A 15,422-nucleotide genomic window follows, 5' to 3' on the forward strand; every position below is an offset into this window, starting at 1 on the left:
ATCTGCCGCCAAAGTTGACGCCGCCGCCACTTAAATCGCGGTAATTCTTCGAGGATCAACAGGGCGGGATGGAGAGGCCCGGCGGCAGCCGGGTGGCCGCGTCGCCGCAGGCGCGATTCAGCTGGCCCTGGGTCAGGCCGACCGCGCGGTCCATCTCGGCGCCCGAGAAATTGGCCCCGTCCAGCACCGCGCCGCGGAAGTTGGCGCCCTGCAGGTAGGTCCCGACGAAGCTCGCGCCGGTCAGGTTGGCGCCGGCGAAGCTGGAGCCGGTGAACACGCCGCCGTACGCCTCCACGTCGCGCAGGTCGGCGCGAGCGAAGCTGGTGCGGTTCATCACCGAAGCCGACAGGTCCGCCTGGCGCAGCCGCGCCCCGGCGAAGCTCTTGCCGCGCAGCTCGGTCCGCGAGAAATCGGCCTGGAAGAGGTTGCAGCCGGCGCAGCTGGCGCCCCGCTGGGCGCTGGCGATCTGGCCGGCGTTCTGGGCCAGCGCCGGCGTGGCGGCCAGCGCCAGGGCGGCGGCGAGGAGGGCGATCGGTCTCATTCTGGAACGCGCCTTTCGAGCGTGGGTCCGTTTGAGACGCTGACAGCAAGCGGCGGGCCAGCAGCGACGATCGGCGCCGGATAGGGAACTCCTGGCGCTGCTGGCGCAGGTGGAGGCCGCTCGCGGCTAGCGTCCGCCGCCTATGTCGAGCACGGCGCCCGTCGCGTAGGACGAGGCCTCGCTGAGCAGCCACAGGATGGCTTCGGCCACCTCTTCCGGCTGTCCCGGCCGGCCCATCGGCGTCGCCGATCCGAGGCGTTGCGCCCGGTCGGGCTGGCCGCCGCTGGCGTGGATTTCGGTGTCGATCAGGCCAGGACGGACGGCGTTCACGCGCACACCCTCGCCCCCGAGTTCCTTGGCGAGCCCCACCGTCAGGGTGTCCAGCGCCGCCTTCGATCCGGCGTAGTCCACGTACTCGAACGGCGAGCCGAGCCTGGCGGCGATCGACGAGACCAGGACGATGGCGCCGCCCTGGCCACCGCGGCTCCTGGACAGTCGTCGGGCGGCTTCCCGCGCGCACAGGTAGGCCCCGAGGACGTTGACGTCGAACATCCGCTTCAGGCGTTCGGCGCTCATCTCGGCGAGGGTTTGAGGCGGGCCCACGACCCCGGCGTTGACCACCACCCCTGTCAGAGGTCCCAGCGCCGCCTGAGCCGCCTCGAACATCCGCACGACGTCGCCTTCGCTCGAGACCTCCCCTTGGAGCGCCAGCGCGCGCCCGCCTCGGGACTCGATCGCCGCGATCGTGCTTTGGGCGGCGGCGGCGTCGGCGCGGTAGTTCACCGCCACAGACCAGCCACGTTGGGCGGCCAGGAGCGCGGTGGCGCGCCCGATGCCGCGGCTGCCGCCAGTGATGAGAAGGGCCGGCATCGCGCCGCGATCAGGCGCTCTTGTCAGGTTGGTATTCCCCGGCCCGGGTTCCACAGGTGTCGCAGATGAGGGCGGCACCCTTGCGGACCACGGCCATGTCGCCGCAGGCGGCGCAGACGTCGGCGGCTTCAAGGCTGGTGGGGCCGGGCGCCTTGCGCTCGCCGATGGGCAGGAAGACCAGGTTGTCCGGGGCCGCGCCGCGGGAGAAGCCCTTGGAGATGAAGCGGGAGGCGGGCTGGAGCTGGCCCTCGGCCAGGGCGGCGGCGGCGTCCTCGCCCTCGCCGCGGCCGAGGCCGTCGGCGTTGAGCTCGCCGGGGTCGGCGTTGGCCAGGTCCGAGCGGCCCAGGTAGGAGACGCCCAGCTCGCGGAAGATGTAGTCGAGGATCGAGGTGGCCGACTTGACCGAGTCGTTGCCGGTCACCGGCCCGGCCGGCTCGAACCGGGTGAACACGAAGGCGTCGACGAATTCGTCCAGCGGGACGCCGTACTGCAGCCCGATCGAGATCGCGATGGCGAAGTTGTTCATCAGGCTGCGGAAGGCGGCGCCTTCCTTGTGCATGTCGATGAAGATCTCGCCGAGCTCGCCGTCGTCGTACTCGCCGGTGTGGAGATAGACCTTGTGGCCGCCGACGGCGGCTTTCTGGATGTAGCCCTTGCGCCGGTCGGGCAGCTTGCGGCGGGTGCGTTCGCGCTCGACGATCCGCTCCACGACCCGCTCTTCCACGACGGGAGCGGGCGCGGCCTCGCGCATGGGCCTCGCCTGGGGCTCGGGCGCCTTGGGGAGGTCGAGGACGACGCTGGCGGGCGGGCCGGCGCGCTGGATCCAGACGGCCGAGGCGCCCAGCTGGGCGGCCTCGCGGACGAGCTCGGCCGCCTCGTCGGGAGCCGCGTCCCACGGCAGGGTGAACTCGGCCATGGCCGGGACGGCGAGGACCGGCCGCAGGGCGGCCAGCAGGGCGAGGTAGGGCGCGGGCCCGAGCTCGTCGGCGGAGGCGAACACCTGACGCTGGGCCGGCGTCAGGAAGCCGGCCTCGGCGAGCGAGCCGGAGCCCAGGGCGTAAGCCTCGGCGGCGGCGATCGCCTCGCGCGTGAAGCCGGCCCGCGCCAGGAGGTCGAAAGCGGGGTCGGAGAGTTCCGCGTCGCCGACGCCCAGCACGTCGCGCACGAAACCCTCGCCGACGGTTTCGACGGTGAAGGCGTCGGCCAAGCGGCTCGCGCCGGCCAGCGCGGCCTCGACGGCGACGATCTCGTGGTCGGTGAACCCGGCGGCGCGCAGGCCCTTGTGGTCGACGCCCGGCGACTGGGCGAGGTCGCCGTGACCCAGCGCCTCGGCGCGGGCGGCGGCGGCGTCCGCGCCGAGCCTGGCGAGGCCGGCAAGAGCGGCCTCGGAGAGGGTGCGGACGACGACGCCGTCGGCCGTCTCGGCGAAGCTCGTGGGGCCGGTCCACGGCTCGGCCGAGAGGCGCGCGCCGCCGAGCAGCAGGGCGAGTTCGGCGTCGTCGAACACCGACAGCCCGCCGTCCAGCGGCGCGCCGACGGCCCGCACCGCATCGGCCGCGCGGGCGTATAGGTCGCGCACGGCGTCGCGGCCCTCGGCCGAGTCGTAGGCCAGGCCCTGGGCCGCCAGCCATTCGGCCACGCCCGCCAGGCCCAGCAGCGCCGGCTGCGGGCGCAGGGCGGAGAGGGCCTGGGCCGCGAGGCGGACCACGGCCTCGAAGGAGGCGGCGTCGAAGGTCTCGTCCATCCCGAAGGCAAGGACGTTGACGGCGGCGCGGGCCGAACCGCGCACGCTCGCCAGGGCGCGGGCGTCCGTCTCGTCGAAGGCGACCCCGACGATGCCGCACTCCCAGGCGGTGCGGGCCAGCGCCTCGCCGGCGGGGCCGGCCAGGGCGGCCGCGTCGGCGACCGCCAGCAGGGCAGGGCCGCTCAGCGGGAAGCGGGGCGGTTCGGCGCGCCAGAGGCTTTCCCCGGCGCGGGCGAGGGCGATGGCGTCGAGAATCAGGGCGTCGGCGGCGCCGGCCGCGCGGGCGGCTTCGGCGGCCCGGGCGAGGGTGACGTTGGCGGCCGGGTCGGCGCACGCCGCAGGATCGCCCTCGCAGCGGAGCACGGCGTCCATCACCGCCTGCAGCCGGGCCGACAGCGTCTGGGCCGCGGCTTCCGCGGCCAGCTGGCCGCGCCGCTTGGCGCGGGCGGCCTCGATGCGGCGGGCGAAGTCGGGCTGGCTGGAGAGCACGACAGGCGGGACGGCCGCCGGGCCGCGGGCCGGGGCCACGGCCAGGGCCCCCGACAGCATCGCCGCGCCCAGGTCCCGGCGGAAGGCGGCGCGGTCCCGGGCGCTGGCGAACAGGCCCAGCGCCTCGCCCTTCTGCACCAGGTCCTCGGCGAAGCGGAAGATGGCGGCGGGCAGGTCGGCCGGCTCGCCGCCGGCCCAGTCGAGCCAGGCCTCCAGGCGGGCGTTGGTCCACGACGAGGGAGCCAGCACCTCGACGAACTCGCCGGTCCGCTCCAGCGTCCGCCGTTCGATCCTCGCCGTGCCCGCTTCGATACGCATGCGCCCGCTCCCTGCGAATCGAGGTTAGGAGAGCCGGCCGGTCCTCTCAATAGATGTTGCGGCCGCAGGGGCGGTCATCCCCAACATCTTGAATGCCGCCGCGCTGGACCCTCCCGAGTCGGCGGGGTATTGTCCGCGCGATTTTTCGGGCGCAGCCAAGGGTTCCAAGCGACGTGTTGAAGGCGATTTTCACCTGGTGGCACGGCGGGACCCTGGGCGCGAAGTTCCACATCAAGCGCCGCGGCGTGTTCGTCGGCCAGGACGAGCTTGGCAACAAGTACTACGAGGCCAAGGACACCTCCGACAGCTACGACGGGCGCAAGCGCCGCTGGGTGATCTTCAACGGCTACGCCGAGGCCTCCAAGGTCTCGCCCGACTGGCACGGCTGGCTGCACCACACCTTCACCGAGCCGCCGACCACCGCGCCCCTGCCGCGCAAGGCCTGGGAGCAGGACCACCTGCCGAACCTGTCGGGCACCCGCTTCGCCTGGCGGCCCAAGGGCTCGCTGACGCGCGGCGGCGAACGGCCGCGGGCGACCGGCGATTACGAGGCCTGGAAGCCGGACTAGAGTGCGGCCGATGACTCAGAGCGGCATCCATGGACGCAAGAGCCGACGGCTGCTGATCGGCGCGGCGACGCTGGCCGGCGCCGGTGCGATCGCCCTGGTGGTCTCGGCCCAGCCGGCGCCGCCGACCCAGCCGCCGCCGCCGGCGGTCCAGACCGCGCCGCCGGGCGACCTGATCGTCCCGCCGGTCGACGCCGCCCCGCCGCAGGAGGAGGCCCCGCCGGAGGTCGTCGAGGCGCTGCCGCCGGCGCCCGCGCCGCCGCTCGAAGCCGAGAAGGCCGAGCCCGAGCCGGAGCCTGAGGAAGACGCCAAGGCGCCCGAGGCGAAGGCCGCGCCCGAGCCGCCGCCGGCCAAGCGGATCCGGCACAACGTCGCGATCCTGCAGGCGATCGACAAGATCACCGCCGAGACGCTCCGCTTCGAGGCCCAGGTCGGCAAGCCGGTGCGCTACAAGAACCTGGTCTTCACCGTGCGGGCCTGCGAGCGGGCCACCGCCGAGGAGGCGATGGAGGACGCCATCGCCTATGTGGAGATCGACAGCCAGCCGCGGGCCCAGCCGGGCCGCTCGACGCCGCCGGCCCGCCGGGCCTTCCGGGGGTGGATGTACGCCTCCTCGCCGGGCCTGAACCCGCTGGAGCACCCGGTCTACGACGCCTGGGTGATCACCTGCAGGGCGCCCGTGCCGGCGCAGGTCGCCGCCGCGCCGAAGTCGGCCTCCACCGCCAGCGCGGCCGCCAGCCGGCCCTGATACTCGGCCCGGGGAATCTCCTCGGCCCCGAACTGCGCCAGGTGGTCGGTCATGAACTGGGCGTCCAGCAGCGTGAAGCCGGCCATCTTCAGACGCGCCACCAGGTGCACCAGGGCGACCTTGGAGGCGTCCCGCGCCCGGCTGAACATGCTCTCGCCGAAGAAGGCGCCCTTCAGCGAGACGCCGTAGAGGCCGCCGACCAGTTCGCCGTCTTTCCAGCATTCGACGCTGTGGGCGAATCCCAGGGCCGCGAGCTCGGAGTACATCCGCTCGATCGGCAGGTTGATCCAGGTCTCGTCGCGCTCGGCGGCGGTGGCGCAGGCCTCGACCACCTGCTCGAAGGCGGTGTCGAAGCGGATCTCGAAGGGTTCGCTGCGGACCGTGCGCGCCAGCCGCCGGGAGACGTGGAAGCGGTCGAGCGGGATCACGCCCCGTCGCTCCGGATCGATCAGGAAGATCCGCTCGTCGTCCCGCGCATCCGCCATCGGGAAGACGCCCCGGGCGTAACAGGCGAGAAGCTCACGGGGTCCGAAACGGGCGGACATGGGGGCATTCTACCTTTCCCTCTCCTTCAGGGGAGGGCCGACGATGCGAAGCATCGCGGGGTGGGGGAGTGACGAGCGTGTGAGGCGCTCGTCGTTCAGCGCTCTGCAAGGCCGGGACTTCCCGACCCGTCCGCTCGCTGCGCCCGCGGCCGCCCTCCCCTGAAGGGGAGGGAAGGCGCTGTTACGCCGCTTCGAGCTGCGTCTTCATCCAGCGTTCGAGCCAGTGGATGTCGTAGACGCCGGCCCGGATGTCGGGCTGGTTCAGCAGCTCCTGGAACAGCGGGATGGTGGTCTCGATCCCGCCGACGACCATCTCGGCCAGGCAGCGGCAGAGGCGAGCGATGCACTCCTCGCGGTCGCGGCCGTGGACGATCAGCTTGCCTGCCAGGCTGTCGTAGTAGGGCGGGATGGAATAGCCGGCGTAGAGGGCCGAATCGAGCCGCACGCCCAGGCCGCCGGGGGCGTGGAAGTCGGTGACCAGGCCCGGCGAGGGGGTGAAGGTCTTCGGGTTCTCGGCGTTGATCCGGCACTCGATGGCGTGGCCTTCGAAGACCACGTCCGACTGCTTGAAAGACAGCGGCTCGCCGGCGGCGATGCGGATCTGCTCGCGGACCAGGTCGATGCCGGTGATGGCTTCGGTGACCGGGTGCTCCACCTGCAGGCGGGTGTTCATCTCGATGAAGAAGAACTCCCCATTCTCGTAGAGGAATTCCACAGTCCCCACGCCGAGATAGCCGAACTTCTTCACGGCCTCGACGACGATCTGACCGATCCTTTCGCGAGCCTTCGCGTCGATAGCCGGGGAGGGCGCTTCCTCCAGAACCTTCTGGTGGCGGCGCTGCAGGGAGCAGTCGCGTTCGCCCAGGTGGCAGACGTTGCCGAAGCTGTCGGCGATGACCTGGATCTCGATGTGCCGCGGGGTCTGGAGGTAGCGCTCCATGTAGACGGCGTCGTCGCCGAACGCGGCGCGGGCCTCGGCCTGGGCGGTGGAGACCGCCTCGGCCAGGCTCTCCGGCGTCGCGGCGACCTTCATGCCACGCCCGCCGCCGCCGGCGGCGGCCTTGATCAGCACCGGGAAGCCGATCTGCTTGGCGGCGGCCTCGGCCTCTTCCTCGGTCTTCACGGCGCCGTCGGAGCCGGGGACCACCGGGATGCCGGCGTCCCTGGCCGCCTGCTTCGCGGTGATCTTGTCGCCCATCATCCGGATGTGCTCCGGCTTGGGTCCGATGAAGGTGAAGCCGTGCGCCTGGACGATCTCGGCGAAGCGGGCGTTCTCGGACAGGAAGCCGTAGCCCGGGTGGATGGCGTTGGCCCCGGTGATCTCCGCCGCGGCGATGATCGAAGGGATGTTCAGGTAGCTCTTGGCGGCGGGCGCCGGGCCGATGCAGACGCTCTCGTCGGCCAGCCGCACCCACATGGCGCCGGCGTCGGCCTCGGAGTGCACGGCCACGGTGGAGATGCCCATTTCCTTGCAGGCGCGGTGCACCCGCAGGGCGATCTCGCCGCGGTTGGCGATGAGGATTTTCTCGAACATGGCCCTACTCGAGGACGATCAGGGGCTCGCCGAACTCGACCGGCTGGCCGTCCTCGACGAGGATCTCCACGACCTTGCCGCCCTTCGGGGCGGGGATCGGGTTCATCGTCTTCATCGCCTCGACGATCATCAGCGTCTGGCCGGCCTGGACGGTGTCGCCGACCTTGACGAAGGGATCGGCGCCCGGCTGGGGCTGCAGGTAGACCGTGCCGACCATCGGCGAGTTGACCGTGTCCCCGCGCGGCGCGGCCGGGGCGGCGGGCGCGGCTTCGGCGGCGGGCGCGGCCGGGGCGTGGGCCGCAGGGGCGTAGGCGCTGGGCGCGACCTGGGCCTGGATGGTCAGGCTGCGGGCGACGCGGATCTTCAGGCCGTTGTGCTCGACCTCGATCTCGGTGAGGCCGGTATCTGTGAGGATGTCGGCCAGCTTGCGCACCATACGCGCATCGATCGGATCGGCCGAAGCCTTCGGACTGCTCGCCATGACAAAGACCCTTGTTGGAGGCTTACGCGGTGAGGCCCGCGGCGGCCTCGACGGCCAGTTCGTAGCTTCTCGCGCCGAAGCCTGAGACCAGGCCCGTGGCGGCGAGGGAGACGTAGGTGTGCCTGCGGAACTCCTCCCGCGCGGCCGGGTTCGACAGATGACACTCGACGATGGGAATGGCGAGCATCTTCAGCGCGTCCAGCAGCGCGACGGAGGTGTGGCCGTAGCCGGCCGGATTGATGACCAGGGCGCTGGCGGCCTCCCTTGCCTCCTGCACCCAATCGATGAGCTCGCCCTCATGGTTCGATTGACGGAACACAAGCGTGCGGCCGAGTGCAGCGGCGCGGGCCTCACAGGCCGCTCGCACGTCGTCCAAGGTCTGTTTTCCGTAAATCTCCGGCTCACGGACGCCCAAGAGGTTGAGATTGGGGCCGCTCAGCACATAGATCGGTTTCGACATTCGGCCCCGCGGTCGATTCCGGCGTCTTGTACCGGGGCGGGGCTGGGGTAACAAGCACTTGGCGACAGACCCATGACGACCTTGACCATCAACGGCGAGACCCGGGCGTTCCAGGAGGTCCGCGATATCGCGGGCCTGGTCGCCGCGCTGGGCCTCGATCCGCGCAAGGTCGCCGTGGAGCGCAACCTCGAGATCGTACCCCGCTCCGTCTATGCCAGGACCCCGATCGCCGACGGCGACCGGATCGAGATCGTGCAGTTCGTGGGAGGGGGATGATGGACGGCGCCGTGCAAGCCGAAGACACCTGGACCGTTGCGGGGCGCACCTTCCGCTCCCGCCTGATCGTCGGTACGGGCAAGTACAAGGACTACGCCCAGAACGCCGCCGCGGCGGAGGCCGCGGGCGCCGAGATCGTCACCGTGGCGCTGCGGCGGGTGAACCTGTCGGACCCCAGCCAGCCGATGCTGGTCGACCACGTGAAGCCCGACCGCTTCACCTTCCTGCCGAACACCGCCGGCTGCTACACCGGCGAGGAGGCGGTGCGCACCCTGCGGCTGGCCCGCGAGGCCGGCGGCTGGGACCTGGTGAAGCTGGAGGTGCTCTCCAACACCAAGCACCTGTTGCCGGACATGGAGGAGACGCTGCGGGCGCTGAAGCTGCTCGTCGCCGACGGCTTTCAGGTGATGGTCTACACCAACGACGACCCGGTCTACGCCAGGAAGCTGGAGGAGGCCGGCGCCGCGGCGATCATGCCGGCGGGCGCGCCGATCGGCTCCGGGCGCGGCATCCAGAACTTCCTCAACCTCGGCCTGATCCTCGAACAGTCGAAGGTGCCGGTGCTGGTGGACGCCGGGGTCGGCACGGCCTCCGACGCGGTGCTGGCGATGGAGCTCGGCTGCGACGCCGTGCTGATGAACACCGCCATCGCCGAGGCCAAGGACCCCATCCGCATGGCCCGGGCGATGAAGCACGCGGTGATCGCCGGCCGGGAGGCCTACCTCGCCGGCCGCATGCCCAAGCGGATGTACGCCGATCCCTCGAGCCCGCTGTCGGGGATGATCTAGTTCTGCGGCGAGACAGGTAGGGCTGCGCCCAACCAGTCACCAAGATCCGCCGGTGACGGGTTGGCCGCGTGCGGCCTACCTGTCACCCCAACCCCTAAGCCTGTCCGCTGCCCAGTCCCGTGGACTGCTCGCTGTCCTGGGCGATCTGGCCGCCCTTGTTGGTGACGTCGTCGCGGTTCTCGATCGGCTGGTCCGGGTTGGTCTTGCGTCCGTCGGCGCCCTGGACGCCGGGCTGCTTGTCGCCCTGAGGCGCGGAGCGGTCGGTGTTCGGTTCGGCCATGGCGGGACTCCTCGGGTGGCTGGTCGAGGGCTCAACCCGTCGCGGCGAAGCCCTGTTCCCCGAAATGCAACGCCATGCAACCGGGCCTGCACCGGTTGCAGACAGACGCTGCAACGGTGGCGCATCTCGCCGTGCGACGCTGCATCTGCTCGCCTTCCGCGAGCGCTCCTAAACACCCGGCCAACACGAGCGGCGGGCCGCATCGAGAAAACGCAGGGACGAAACCAGGATGATGAAGCCGCTGGAGCTGGCCGTCGGGGCCGTGGTCGCCATCGCCGTCGCCGCCACCATCGCCGACACGGCCTCGGGCCAGACGCCGCCCGTCGATCGCGGCGTGACCATTCAGCTGGCGCAGGCCGACGCGGCGCCGCCGAAGGCGGCCGCCCCGGTGCGCTATGCCCGCGCCTCGATCGAGAAGACCTGCGGCGGCGTCACCTACCGCCTGTCGACCGGCACGGGGAAGGGGACCTGCGCGTCGGGCGTCTCGGTCGCCGAGTGCACGGACGGGGCCGGGAACACGGCGCGGATGTACTGCGAGCGGGGCTGCACCCTGACCACCGGGAGCGGCGCCTGTGAGGAGAAGCGAGCCTGATGTGGGGCGTCAACACGCGGCCGGCGAACCTCTGATCCCCCCGGTTCCATCGGCCCAAACTCGCCGCCCGCTCCCTCCCCGGGGCGGGCGGCCTTTCTTTGCGCGCTAGCTGGCGGCGGCCTGCTGCGCGCCGCCGGCGCGGGCCTTGGCGATCGCCAGCCGCAGGGCGTCCATGTCGGCGCCGGAGACGGAGGTCCCGCCCACGATGAAGTGGGGCGTGCCCTGGATGCCCAGGGCCTCGGCCAGCCGATGGTTGTCGGTCAGGTGCTGGCGCACCGCCTCGGATTCGGCGGAGGCCTGAACGGCCTTCGGATCGAGGCCGACGGCCACCAGGTTGCGCTGGATCGCCGCGGCGTCGAGCGCCTTCTCGGACATCAGCCGCTGGTGCAGTTCGAGCGCCTTGGGCCGCACGGCGGGCGAGGCCATGACCTGCGCGGCGACCAGCGAGTCGCCGCCGAAGATCGGGTACTCCTTGAAGACGAAGCGCACGTCCGGGTTCTCGCGGATCAGCGTCGCGATCTCCGAGGCCACCAGCTTACAGTAGCCGCACTTGTAGTCGTAGAACTCGACGACGGTGATGGCCCCGTTCGGGTTGGCGACCACGTCGCGCGGATCGCGCTCCAGGGCCGCCTGATGCTTTTCGTAGCCGGCGCGAGCCAGGTTGGCGGCCTCGGCGGTGCGCTTCTCCTCCAGCTTCTGGCTGACCTCGACGAGCACCTCGGGGTTTTCGAGCAGGTAGGCGCGGACCTTCTGGCCGAACGCCGCGTCAGAGGAGCGTTGGCAGCCGGCGAGGGCGAGGGCGGCGGCGCCGAGCGCCAAGGCGAATCGGAAACTCATGGACGTAAGATGGCCCGGACTGGGGTTAAACCAAGCTCAGCGGATCGAGCCGCGTGCGATCGAGCCCTCTTTCGCCAGGTCCCGCAGGTCCTCCTTCGAGGGCTGGGAAGCCAGCACGATGTCGGTGGCCCGCCGCCACTGCGGGGTGTCCTTGGAGAGCTTCTCCCGGGCGCGCATCGCGAAGACCCGCGCTTCCTGCGCCTGGCCGATGGCGAAGTTGTATTCGGCGGTGGCGAGCCGGGCCAGGCCCTCCTCGCCCTTGCGGTCGTAGGCGGTCGCCAGCAACCGCCAGGCGACGGCGTTGTCGTCCTCCTGGGTGACGGCCCTGCGCAGCTCGGCGATCCCCTCGTCCAGCTTCGCCGGATCGTCGAGGGCGATCAGCGTCTGGCCGAGGTTGATGCGCAGCAGCGGCGCCTCCGGCATCAGTTCGACCGACCGCCGCTGAGGCGCCTCGGCCTCCTTGGCTCGTCCGAATTCGAACAGGATCTGACCCTTCAGCTCCCACAGGTAGGCGTTCTCGGGCTGCTCCACGAGCAGTTCGTCGATGATCTTCAGCGCCTTGTCGGGCTGCTTGAGCTGGTAGTAGGCGATCGAGCGAGCGTAGCGGGCCGGATAGCTCGTGTCCTTCTCGCCGTACTTGGTGATCGCCACGCTGGGGTTCAGGAAGCCGTCGAGCTTGGCCTTCATCACATCGTACTCGGCCACCATCTCCGGCGGGCTCTCCTTTCCGTAGGACGGCAGGGTCTTGACCTTGGCCTGCAGGGCCGAGATCCGGTCCGAGGAGATCGGGTGGCTGCGGAAGTAGGCGTAGCGCCGGGCTTCGCTGAACACCTCCTGGTAGCGGAAATTGTTGAAGAACTCGACGAGGCCTTTGCCGGACACGCCGGCCCGCTCGAGGATCTGGGCGCCGGCCTGGTCGGCGCGGTGCTCCTGCTCGCGCGAGTGACCGAGGGCGCCCAGGGTGCCGAAGTAGGGGGCGCTGGTGACCAGGCCCGCGGCCGCTTCGCCGGAGCCGGCGAGGGCGGCGAGCACGCCCAAGCCCATGGTCAGCAGGAAGGGGCGCAGGCCGGCCCGGTTCATCTCGCCCGAGCGGGCGGAGTGGCCGCCCGACAGGTGTCCGACCTCGTGCGCCAGCACGCCCTGGATCTGGTTCGGGGTCTCCGATTCCAGGATCAGTCCGGTGTGCAGGCCGATGACGCCGGGCCCGGCGAAGGCGTTCAGGTCCTTGTCGCCGATCAGCAGGAACTCGACGTTCTTCGGCTCCATGCCGGCCGCCACGATCAGCGGATCGAGGTAGCCGCGCAGGGTCGCCTCGATCTCGGTGTCGCGGATCAGCGACATCCCCTGCGCATGGGCCTGCGCAGGCGGAATGAGAAGCGAGGCGGCGACAGCAAGGGCGGACGCCAGGCGGGACCAGAACTTAGGGGCGGCCATGCCGAACAATCTCCGAACACTCCCCCCAAATATGGCTCCGCCTGGAGCCTAACGCCTTAGCCGCGGCGCCACCAGCCTCGCCGCGGCGCGGGCGGCGGCGCCGAGATCTCGGCCGGATCCTCCTGCGGCGGCGGCCGGACGGCGCGTGGCGCCGGTGCGGCGGCCTCGGCCATCTCCGGCTCCGGCTGGCGGACCGGCTCGGCGGCCGCGGCCGGCTCGGGTTCCGGCGCAGGCGGGGCCGGCTCCGGCGCAGCCTCGGCGGCCGGAGGCGGCGCTGCGGCCTCCTCGGCGACCGGTGCGGCCGCCTCGGCGGCGGGCGCGGCCTTCTTGCTGCGCGAGCGGCGAGCCCGCTTGGGCTTTTCTTCCGCAGCCGGCAGCTCGACCCAGATCTCCTCGTCCGCGGCGGCGGCGGCCGGCGGGGCCGGCGGGGCAGCTTCGGTCACGGGCTCGGGGGCAGGGGCCTCGACAGGCGCCGTCGCGGCGACGGGCGCCGGGGCGGCTTCAGCCGCCGGACGCAGGTCCTCGGCCGGGTCGTGCCAGACGAACGGGTCCTCGCCCCAGGGCGCCCAGGGGCGGATCCAGGCGTAGACGTCGGACGGACGGCCTTCCTCGCGCATCCGGCGACCGCCGCGGCGGCCGCGGCGGCGACGGCGGGCCTGGCCCTCGTCCTCCTCGCGCGGCTCGCGGCCTTCGCGGACCTCGATCACCGGGCGCTCGCCGCCTTCGCGGGCTTCCTCGCCGCGGCGGCCGCGGCGGCGGCGGCGGCGGCGGCCGCCCCGGCCGCCCTCGGCCTCGCCGGCGTCGGCCTCGCGGCGGGGCGCGCGGGCATCGGCTTCGGCCTCGATCTCTTCCTCGTCCTCCTCGTCGAAGGCCGCCTCGAGCTCCTCGTCCTCGAACTCCTCGTCCACCGCCGGGGCGTAGGCCGCGGCCGGCGCCGAGGCGACCGGCACGTGGTCCGGCCGCGGCTCGGAGGAGGTCCGCTCGATCTCGTGCTCGGCGTGCGGCAGGGCGTCGTCGATCACCACCGTGACGAACAGGCCCAGCGTCTCGTTGAGGCGCGCCAGGTGGCTGCGCTTCTCATTGAGGATGTAGAGGCCGACGGCGCGAGGAACCTTCAGGGTCACTTCGCCGCCCCCCTTCAGGGCCTCGACCTCGACCGCGCGCAACGCCGCCAGGGCGCTCGATTCGACTGAGCGCACCCGGCCGGTGCCGCCGCAGTGCTCGCACACGTGGGTCGTGCCCTCCAGCACGCCGGTGCGGCGGCGCTGGCGGGAGATCTCCATCAGCCCGAAGGGACTGATCTTGCCCATCTGCACGCGGGCGCGGTCGTCCTTCAGCGAGTCCTTCAGCTTCTTCTCGACGGCCCGGTTGTTCTTCGCCTCATCCATGTCGATGAAGTCGATGACGATCAGGCCGGCCAGGTCGCGCAGCCGCAGCTGGCGGGCGGCTTCCTCGGCCGCTTCCATGTTGGTCTTGAGCGCCGTGGCCTCGATGTTCCGCTCGCGCGTCGCGCGGCCGGAGTTCACGTCAATGGCGACCAGGGCCTCGGTCTGGTTGATCACCAGGTAGCCGCCGCTCCGCAGCGGCACCACCGGCGAATAGATCTGGGACAGGTGGTCCTCGACCTTGTGCTTGACGAACAGCGGCGTCGGCTCGCGGTAGAGCTGCACCTTCTTCGCCTGCGACGGCATCAGCATGCGCATGAAGTCGCGCGCTTCCTTGAAGCCGGCCTCGCCCTCGACCCAGACCCCCTCGATGTCCTTGTCGTAGAGGTCGCGGATCGCCCGCTTCACCAGGTCCTCCTCCTCGTAGATCAGCGCCGGCGCGATCGAGTGGAGGGTGGTCTCGCGGATGTTCTCCCAAAGCCTGAGGAGATACTCGTAATCCCTTTTGATCTCGGCCTTTGTCCGCTTGGCGCCCGCGGTGCGGACGATCAGGCCCATGCCTTGCGGCACGTCCAGGCTCTGGACGACGGTCTTCAGCCGCTTGCGGTCGGTGGCCGTGGTGATCTTGCGGCTGATGCCCCCGCCGCGGGCGGTGTTGGGCATCAGGACGCCGTAGCGGCCGGCCAGGGAGAGGTAGGTGGTCAGGGCCGCGCCCTTGTTGCCGCGCTCTTCCTTGACGACCTGCACCAGCATGATCTGCCGGCGGCGGATCACTTCCTGGATCTTGTACTTGCGCATCAGCCGCCGGCGGCGCCGGGCGACCTCTTCCTCCATGACGTCGTCGTCGTCGTCGGCCGCGGCGACCGCGTCCTCGTCGTCGGCGTCGAGTTCACGGGCGACGACGGGCGCGTCGTCCTCCTCGGCTTCCTCGCGCAGCAGCGCCTCCCGGTCGGCGACCGGGATCTGGTAGTAGTCGGGGTGGATTTCGTTGAAGGCCAGGAAACCGTGGCGGTTGCCGCCGTACTCGACGAAGGCCGCCTGGAGCGAGGGCTCTACGCGGGTGACTTTGGCGAGATAGATGTTTCCCCGAAGCTGTTTCCTGCTCTGGCTCTCGAAATCGAAATCTTCAACGCGGTTCCCATCGACGAGCACCACACGCGTCTCTTCGGCGTGGGCGGCGTCGATCAGCATCTTCTTTGTCATTAAGCGGATCTCCGCGGCGCGCCGGGGCCGTAAGGCCTGGGCGCAGCCAGCTTGTATGAGGGGCGCGCGCGGGTCCGCGGATCGCGTCGCCAGTGGCGGCGCGGGCGGTGAGAGGCCGAGATGGGGCTCGTGCGACGCTGCCCATAATGTGTTCCCAAGACGCGCCGGGCGGCGCGCGATCGGATGAGTGCGTCGGGGCCGGTGACAGCCGTTGGCGACGCGGGGGGTCGGCGAACGCGGCGCCTGCGAAGATGGCCGGGCGCGTTCACGCGGCGCGACATTGCAACACCGGGGACCAAAAGGAAAGCGGCTGTCGGTCGCAACGTCTGCT

General features: G+C 71.4%; 16 protein-coding genes. 5 read left to right on the forward strand and 11 right to left on the reverse strand.

The features are described from left to right. Window positions 1-55 precede the first annotated feature (55 nt). The 3 genes from ACFSC0_RS15340 to ACFSC0_RS15350 form a co-directional block, all read right to left on the reverse strand. Complete coding sequence (locus ACFSC0_RS15340; protein ID WP_377280913.1) at window positions 56-541, reverse strand: pentapeptide repeat-containing protein; 486 nt, start codon at window positions 539-541, stop codon at window positions 56-58. 126 nt (window positions 542-667) lie between these two features. Further along, the gene (locus ACFSC0_RS15345) at window positions 668-1,411 is read right to left on the reverse strand and encodes an SDR family oxidoreductase (RefSeq protein ID WP_377280914.1); all 744 of its coding nucleotides are present in this window, start codon (window positions 1,409-1,411) and stop codon (window positions 668-670) included. A gap of 10 nt (window positions 1,412-1,421) precedes the next feature. Then, a complete protein-coding gene (locus ACFSC0_RS15350) occupies window positions 1,422-3,962 on the reverse strand; it encodes a TSCPD domain-containing protein (RefSeq protein ID WP_377280915.1) in 2,541 nt (846 codons plus the stop codon). Between the two features lie 173 nt (window positions 3,963-4,135). On the opposite strand from ACFSC0_RS15350, the gene ACFSC0_RS15355 reads away from it, so the two are divergent. After that, window positions 4,136-4,531, forward strand: coding sequence for an NADH:ubiquinone oxidoreductase subunit NDUFA12 (locus tag ACFSC0_RS15355; protein ID WP_377280916.1), 396 nt, complete (start codon window positions 4,136-4,138; stop codon window positions 4,529-4,531). Between the two features lie 10 nt (window positions 4,532-4,541). Beyond that, on the forward strand, window positions 4,542-5,276 hold the full coding sequence (locus tag ACFSC0_RS15360; protein ID WP_377280917.1) for a DUF2155 domain-containing protein: 735 nt from the start codon (window positions 4,542-4,544) through the stop codon (window positions 5,274-5,276). Here the strand turns inward: ACFSC0_RS15360 and aat are convergent. From aat to aroQ, 4 genes are all read right to left on the reverse strand, one after another. Further along, window positions 5,174-5,821: a leucyl/phenylalanyl-tRNA--protein transferase gene (gene aat, locus ACFSC0_RS15365; protein ID WP_377280918.1), complete on the reverse strand. Its 648-nt coding sequence runs from the start codon at window positions 5,819-5,821 to the stop codon at window positions 5,174-5,176. The genes ACFSC0_RS15360 and aat overlap by 103 nt on opposite strands. Window positions 5,822-6,002: 181 nt before the next feature. Next, window positions 6,003-7,355: an acetyl-CoA carboxylase biotin carboxylase subunit gene (gene accC, locus ACFSC0_RS15370; RefSeq protein WP_377280919.1), complete on the reverse strand. Its 1,353-nt coding sequence runs from the start codon at window positions 7,353-7,355 to the stop codon at window positions 6,003-6,005. A gap of 4 nt (window positions 7,356-7,359) precedes the next feature. Further along, window positions 7,360-7,836 carry an acetyl-CoA carboxylase biotin carboxyl carrier protein gene (accB, locus tag ACFSC0_RS15375; RefSeq protein WP_377280920.1) on the reverse strand — a complete coding sequence of 159 codons (477 nt, stop codon included), beginning with the start codon at window positions 7,834-7,836 and terminating at the stop codon, window positions 7,360-7,362. Between the two features lie 22 nt (window positions 7,837-7,858). Further along, window positions 7,859-8,296 carry a type II 3-dehydroquinate dehydratase gene (gene aroQ, locus ACFSC0_RS15380; protein WP_377280921.1) on the reverse strand — a complete coding sequence of 146 codons (438 nt, stop codon included), beginning with the start codon at window positions 8,294-8,296 and terminating at the stop codon, window positions 7,859-7,861. 72 nt (window positions 8,297-8,368) lie between these two features. On the opposite strand from aroQ, the gene thiS reads away from it, so the two are divergent. Beyond that, the gene (gene thiS, locus ACFSC0_RS15385) at window positions 8,369-8,572 is read left to right on the forward strand and encodes a sulfur carrier protein ThiS (RefSeq protein ID WP_377280922.1); all 204 of its coding nucleotides are present in this window, start codon (window positions 8,369-8,371) and stop codon (window positions 8,570-8,572) included. After that, window positions 8,569-9,360: a thiazole synthase gene (locus ACFSC0_RS15390; RefSeq protein ID WP_377280923.1), complete on the forward strand. Its 792-nt coding sequence runs from the start codon at window positions 8,569-8,571 to the stop codon at window positions 9,358-9,360. The genes thiS and ACFSC0_RS15390 overlap by 4 nt, the downstream gene beginning before the upstream one ends. Window positions 9,361-9,454: 94 nt before the next feature. Here the strand turns inward: ACFSC0_RS15390 and ACFSC0_RS15395 are convergent, their stop codons facing one another. Further along, window positions 9,455-9,640 carry a hypothetical protein gene (locus ACFSC0_RS15395; RefSeq protein ID WP_377280924.1) on the reverse strand — a complete coding sequence of 62 codons (186 nt, stop codon included), beginning with the start codon at window positions 9,638-9,640 and terminating at the stop codon, window positions 9,455-9,457. A 229-nt stretch (window positions 9,641-9,869) separates the two neighbouring features. Between ACFSC0_RS15395 and ACFSC0_RS15400 the strand changes: the two genes are divergently transcribed. Continuing rightward, window positions 9,870-10,232 (forward strand): hypothetical protein, encoded by a 363-nt coding sequence (locus ACFSC0_RS15400; protein WP_377280925.1) that lies wholly within the window; start codon window positions 9,870-9,872, stop codon window positions 10,230-10,232. A 105-nt stretch (window positions 10,233-10,337) separates the two neighbouring features. Here ACFSC0_RS15400 and ACFSC0_RS15405 read toward each other — a convergent pair whose 3' ends face one another. The 3 genes from ACFSC0_RS15405 to ACFSC0_RS15415 are packed head-to-tail and all read right to left on the reverse strand — an operon-like array spanning window position 10,338 to window position 15,091. After that, window positions 10,338-11,069 carry a DsbA family protein gene (locus tag ACFSC0_RS15405; RefSeq protein ID WP_377280926.1) on the reverse strand — a complete coding sequence of 244 codons (732 nt, stop codon included), beginning with the start codon at window positions 11,067-11,069 and terminating at the stop codon, window positions 10,338-10,340. A gap of 36 nt (window positions 11,070-11,105) precedes the next feature. After that, window positions 11,106-12,503, reverse strand: coding sequence for a M48 family metalloprotease (locus ACFSC0_RS15410; protein ID WP_377280927.1), 1,398 nt, complete (start codon window positions 12,501-12,503; stop codon window positions 11,106-11,108). A 56-nt stretch (window positions 12,504-12,559) separates the two neighbouring features. Beyond that, on the reverse strand, window positions 12,560-15,091 hold the full coding sequence (locus ACFSC0_RS15415; protein WP_377355201.1) for an Rne/Rng family ribonuclease: 2,532 nt from the start codon (window positions 15,089-15,091) through the stop codon (window positions 12,560-12,562). Between the last annotated feature and the right edge of the window lie 331 nt (window positions 15,092-15,422).

This window comes from Phenylobacterium terrae, from assembly GCF_042681205.1.
In the GTDB taxonomy this organism is placed as follows: domain Bacteria; phylum Pseudomonadota; class Alphaproteobacteria; order Caulobacterales; family Caulobacteraceae; genus Phenylobacterium; species Phenylobacterium terrae.

Bases quoted from the DNA above. Each gene is read 5' to 3' on its own strand.
- ACFSC0_RS15405 (WP_377280926.1), bottom strand. From the start codon at position 11,069: ATGAGTTTCCGATTCGCCTTGGCGCTCGGCGCCGCCGCCCTCGCCCTC.
- ACFSC0_RS15395 (WP_377280924.1), bottom strand. From the start codon at position 9,640: ATGGCCGAACCGAACACCGACCGCTCCGCGCCTCAGGGCGACAAGCAG.
- ACFSC0_RS15410 (WP_377280927.1), bottom strand. From the start codon at position 12,503: ATGGCCGCCCCTAAGTTCTGGTCCCGCCTGGCGTCCGCCCTTGCTGTC.
- ACFSC0_RS15415 (WP_377355201.1), bottom strand. From the start codon at position 15,091: ATGACAAAGAAGATGCTGATCGACGCCGCCCACGCCGAAGAGACGCGT.
- aat (WP_377280918.1), bottom strand. From the start codon at position 5,821: ATGTCCGCCCGTTTCGGACCCCGTGAGCTTCTCGCCTGTTACGCCCGG.
- thiS (WP_377280922.1), top strand. From the start codon at position 8,369: ATGACGACCTTGACCATCAACGGCGAGACCCGGGCGTTCCAGGAGGTC.
- ACFSC0_RS15350 (WP_377280915.1), bottom strand. From the start codon at position 3,962: ATGCGTATCGAAGCGGGCACGGCGAGGATCGAACGGCGGACGCTGGAG.
- accB (WP_377280920.1), bottom strand. From the start codon at position 7,836: ATGGCGAGCAGTCCGAAGGCTTCGGCCGATCCGATCGATGCGCGTATG.
- ACFSC0_RS15360 (WP_377280917.1), top strand. From the start codon at position 4,542: ATGACTCAGAGCGGCATCCATGGACGCAAGAGCCGACGGCTGCTGATC.
- aroQ (WP_377280921.1), bottom strand. From the start codon at position 8,296: ATGTCGAAACCGATCTATGTGCTGAGCGGCCCCAATCTCAACCTCTTG.
- ACFSC0_RS15345 (WP_377280914.1), bottom strand. From the start codon at position 1,411: ATGCCGGCCCTTCTCATCACTGGCGGCAGCCGCGGCATCGGGCGCGCC.
- ACFSC0_RS15390 (WP_377280923.1), top strand. From the start codon at position 8,569: ATGATGGACGGCGCCGTGCAAGCCGAAGACACCTGGACCGTTGCGGGG.
- ACFSC0_RS15340 (WP_377280913.1), bottom strand. From the start codon at position 541: ATGAGACCGATCGCCCTCCTCGCCGCCGCCCTGGCGCTGGCCGCCACG.
- ACFSC0_RS15400 (WP_377280925.1), top strand. From the start codon at position 9,870: ATGATGAAGCCGCTGGAGCTGGCCGTCGGGGCCGTGGTCGCCATCGCC.
- accC (WP_377280919.1), bottom strand. From the start codon at position 7,355: ATGTTCGAGAAAATCCTCATCGCCAACCGCGGCGAGATCGCCCTGCGG.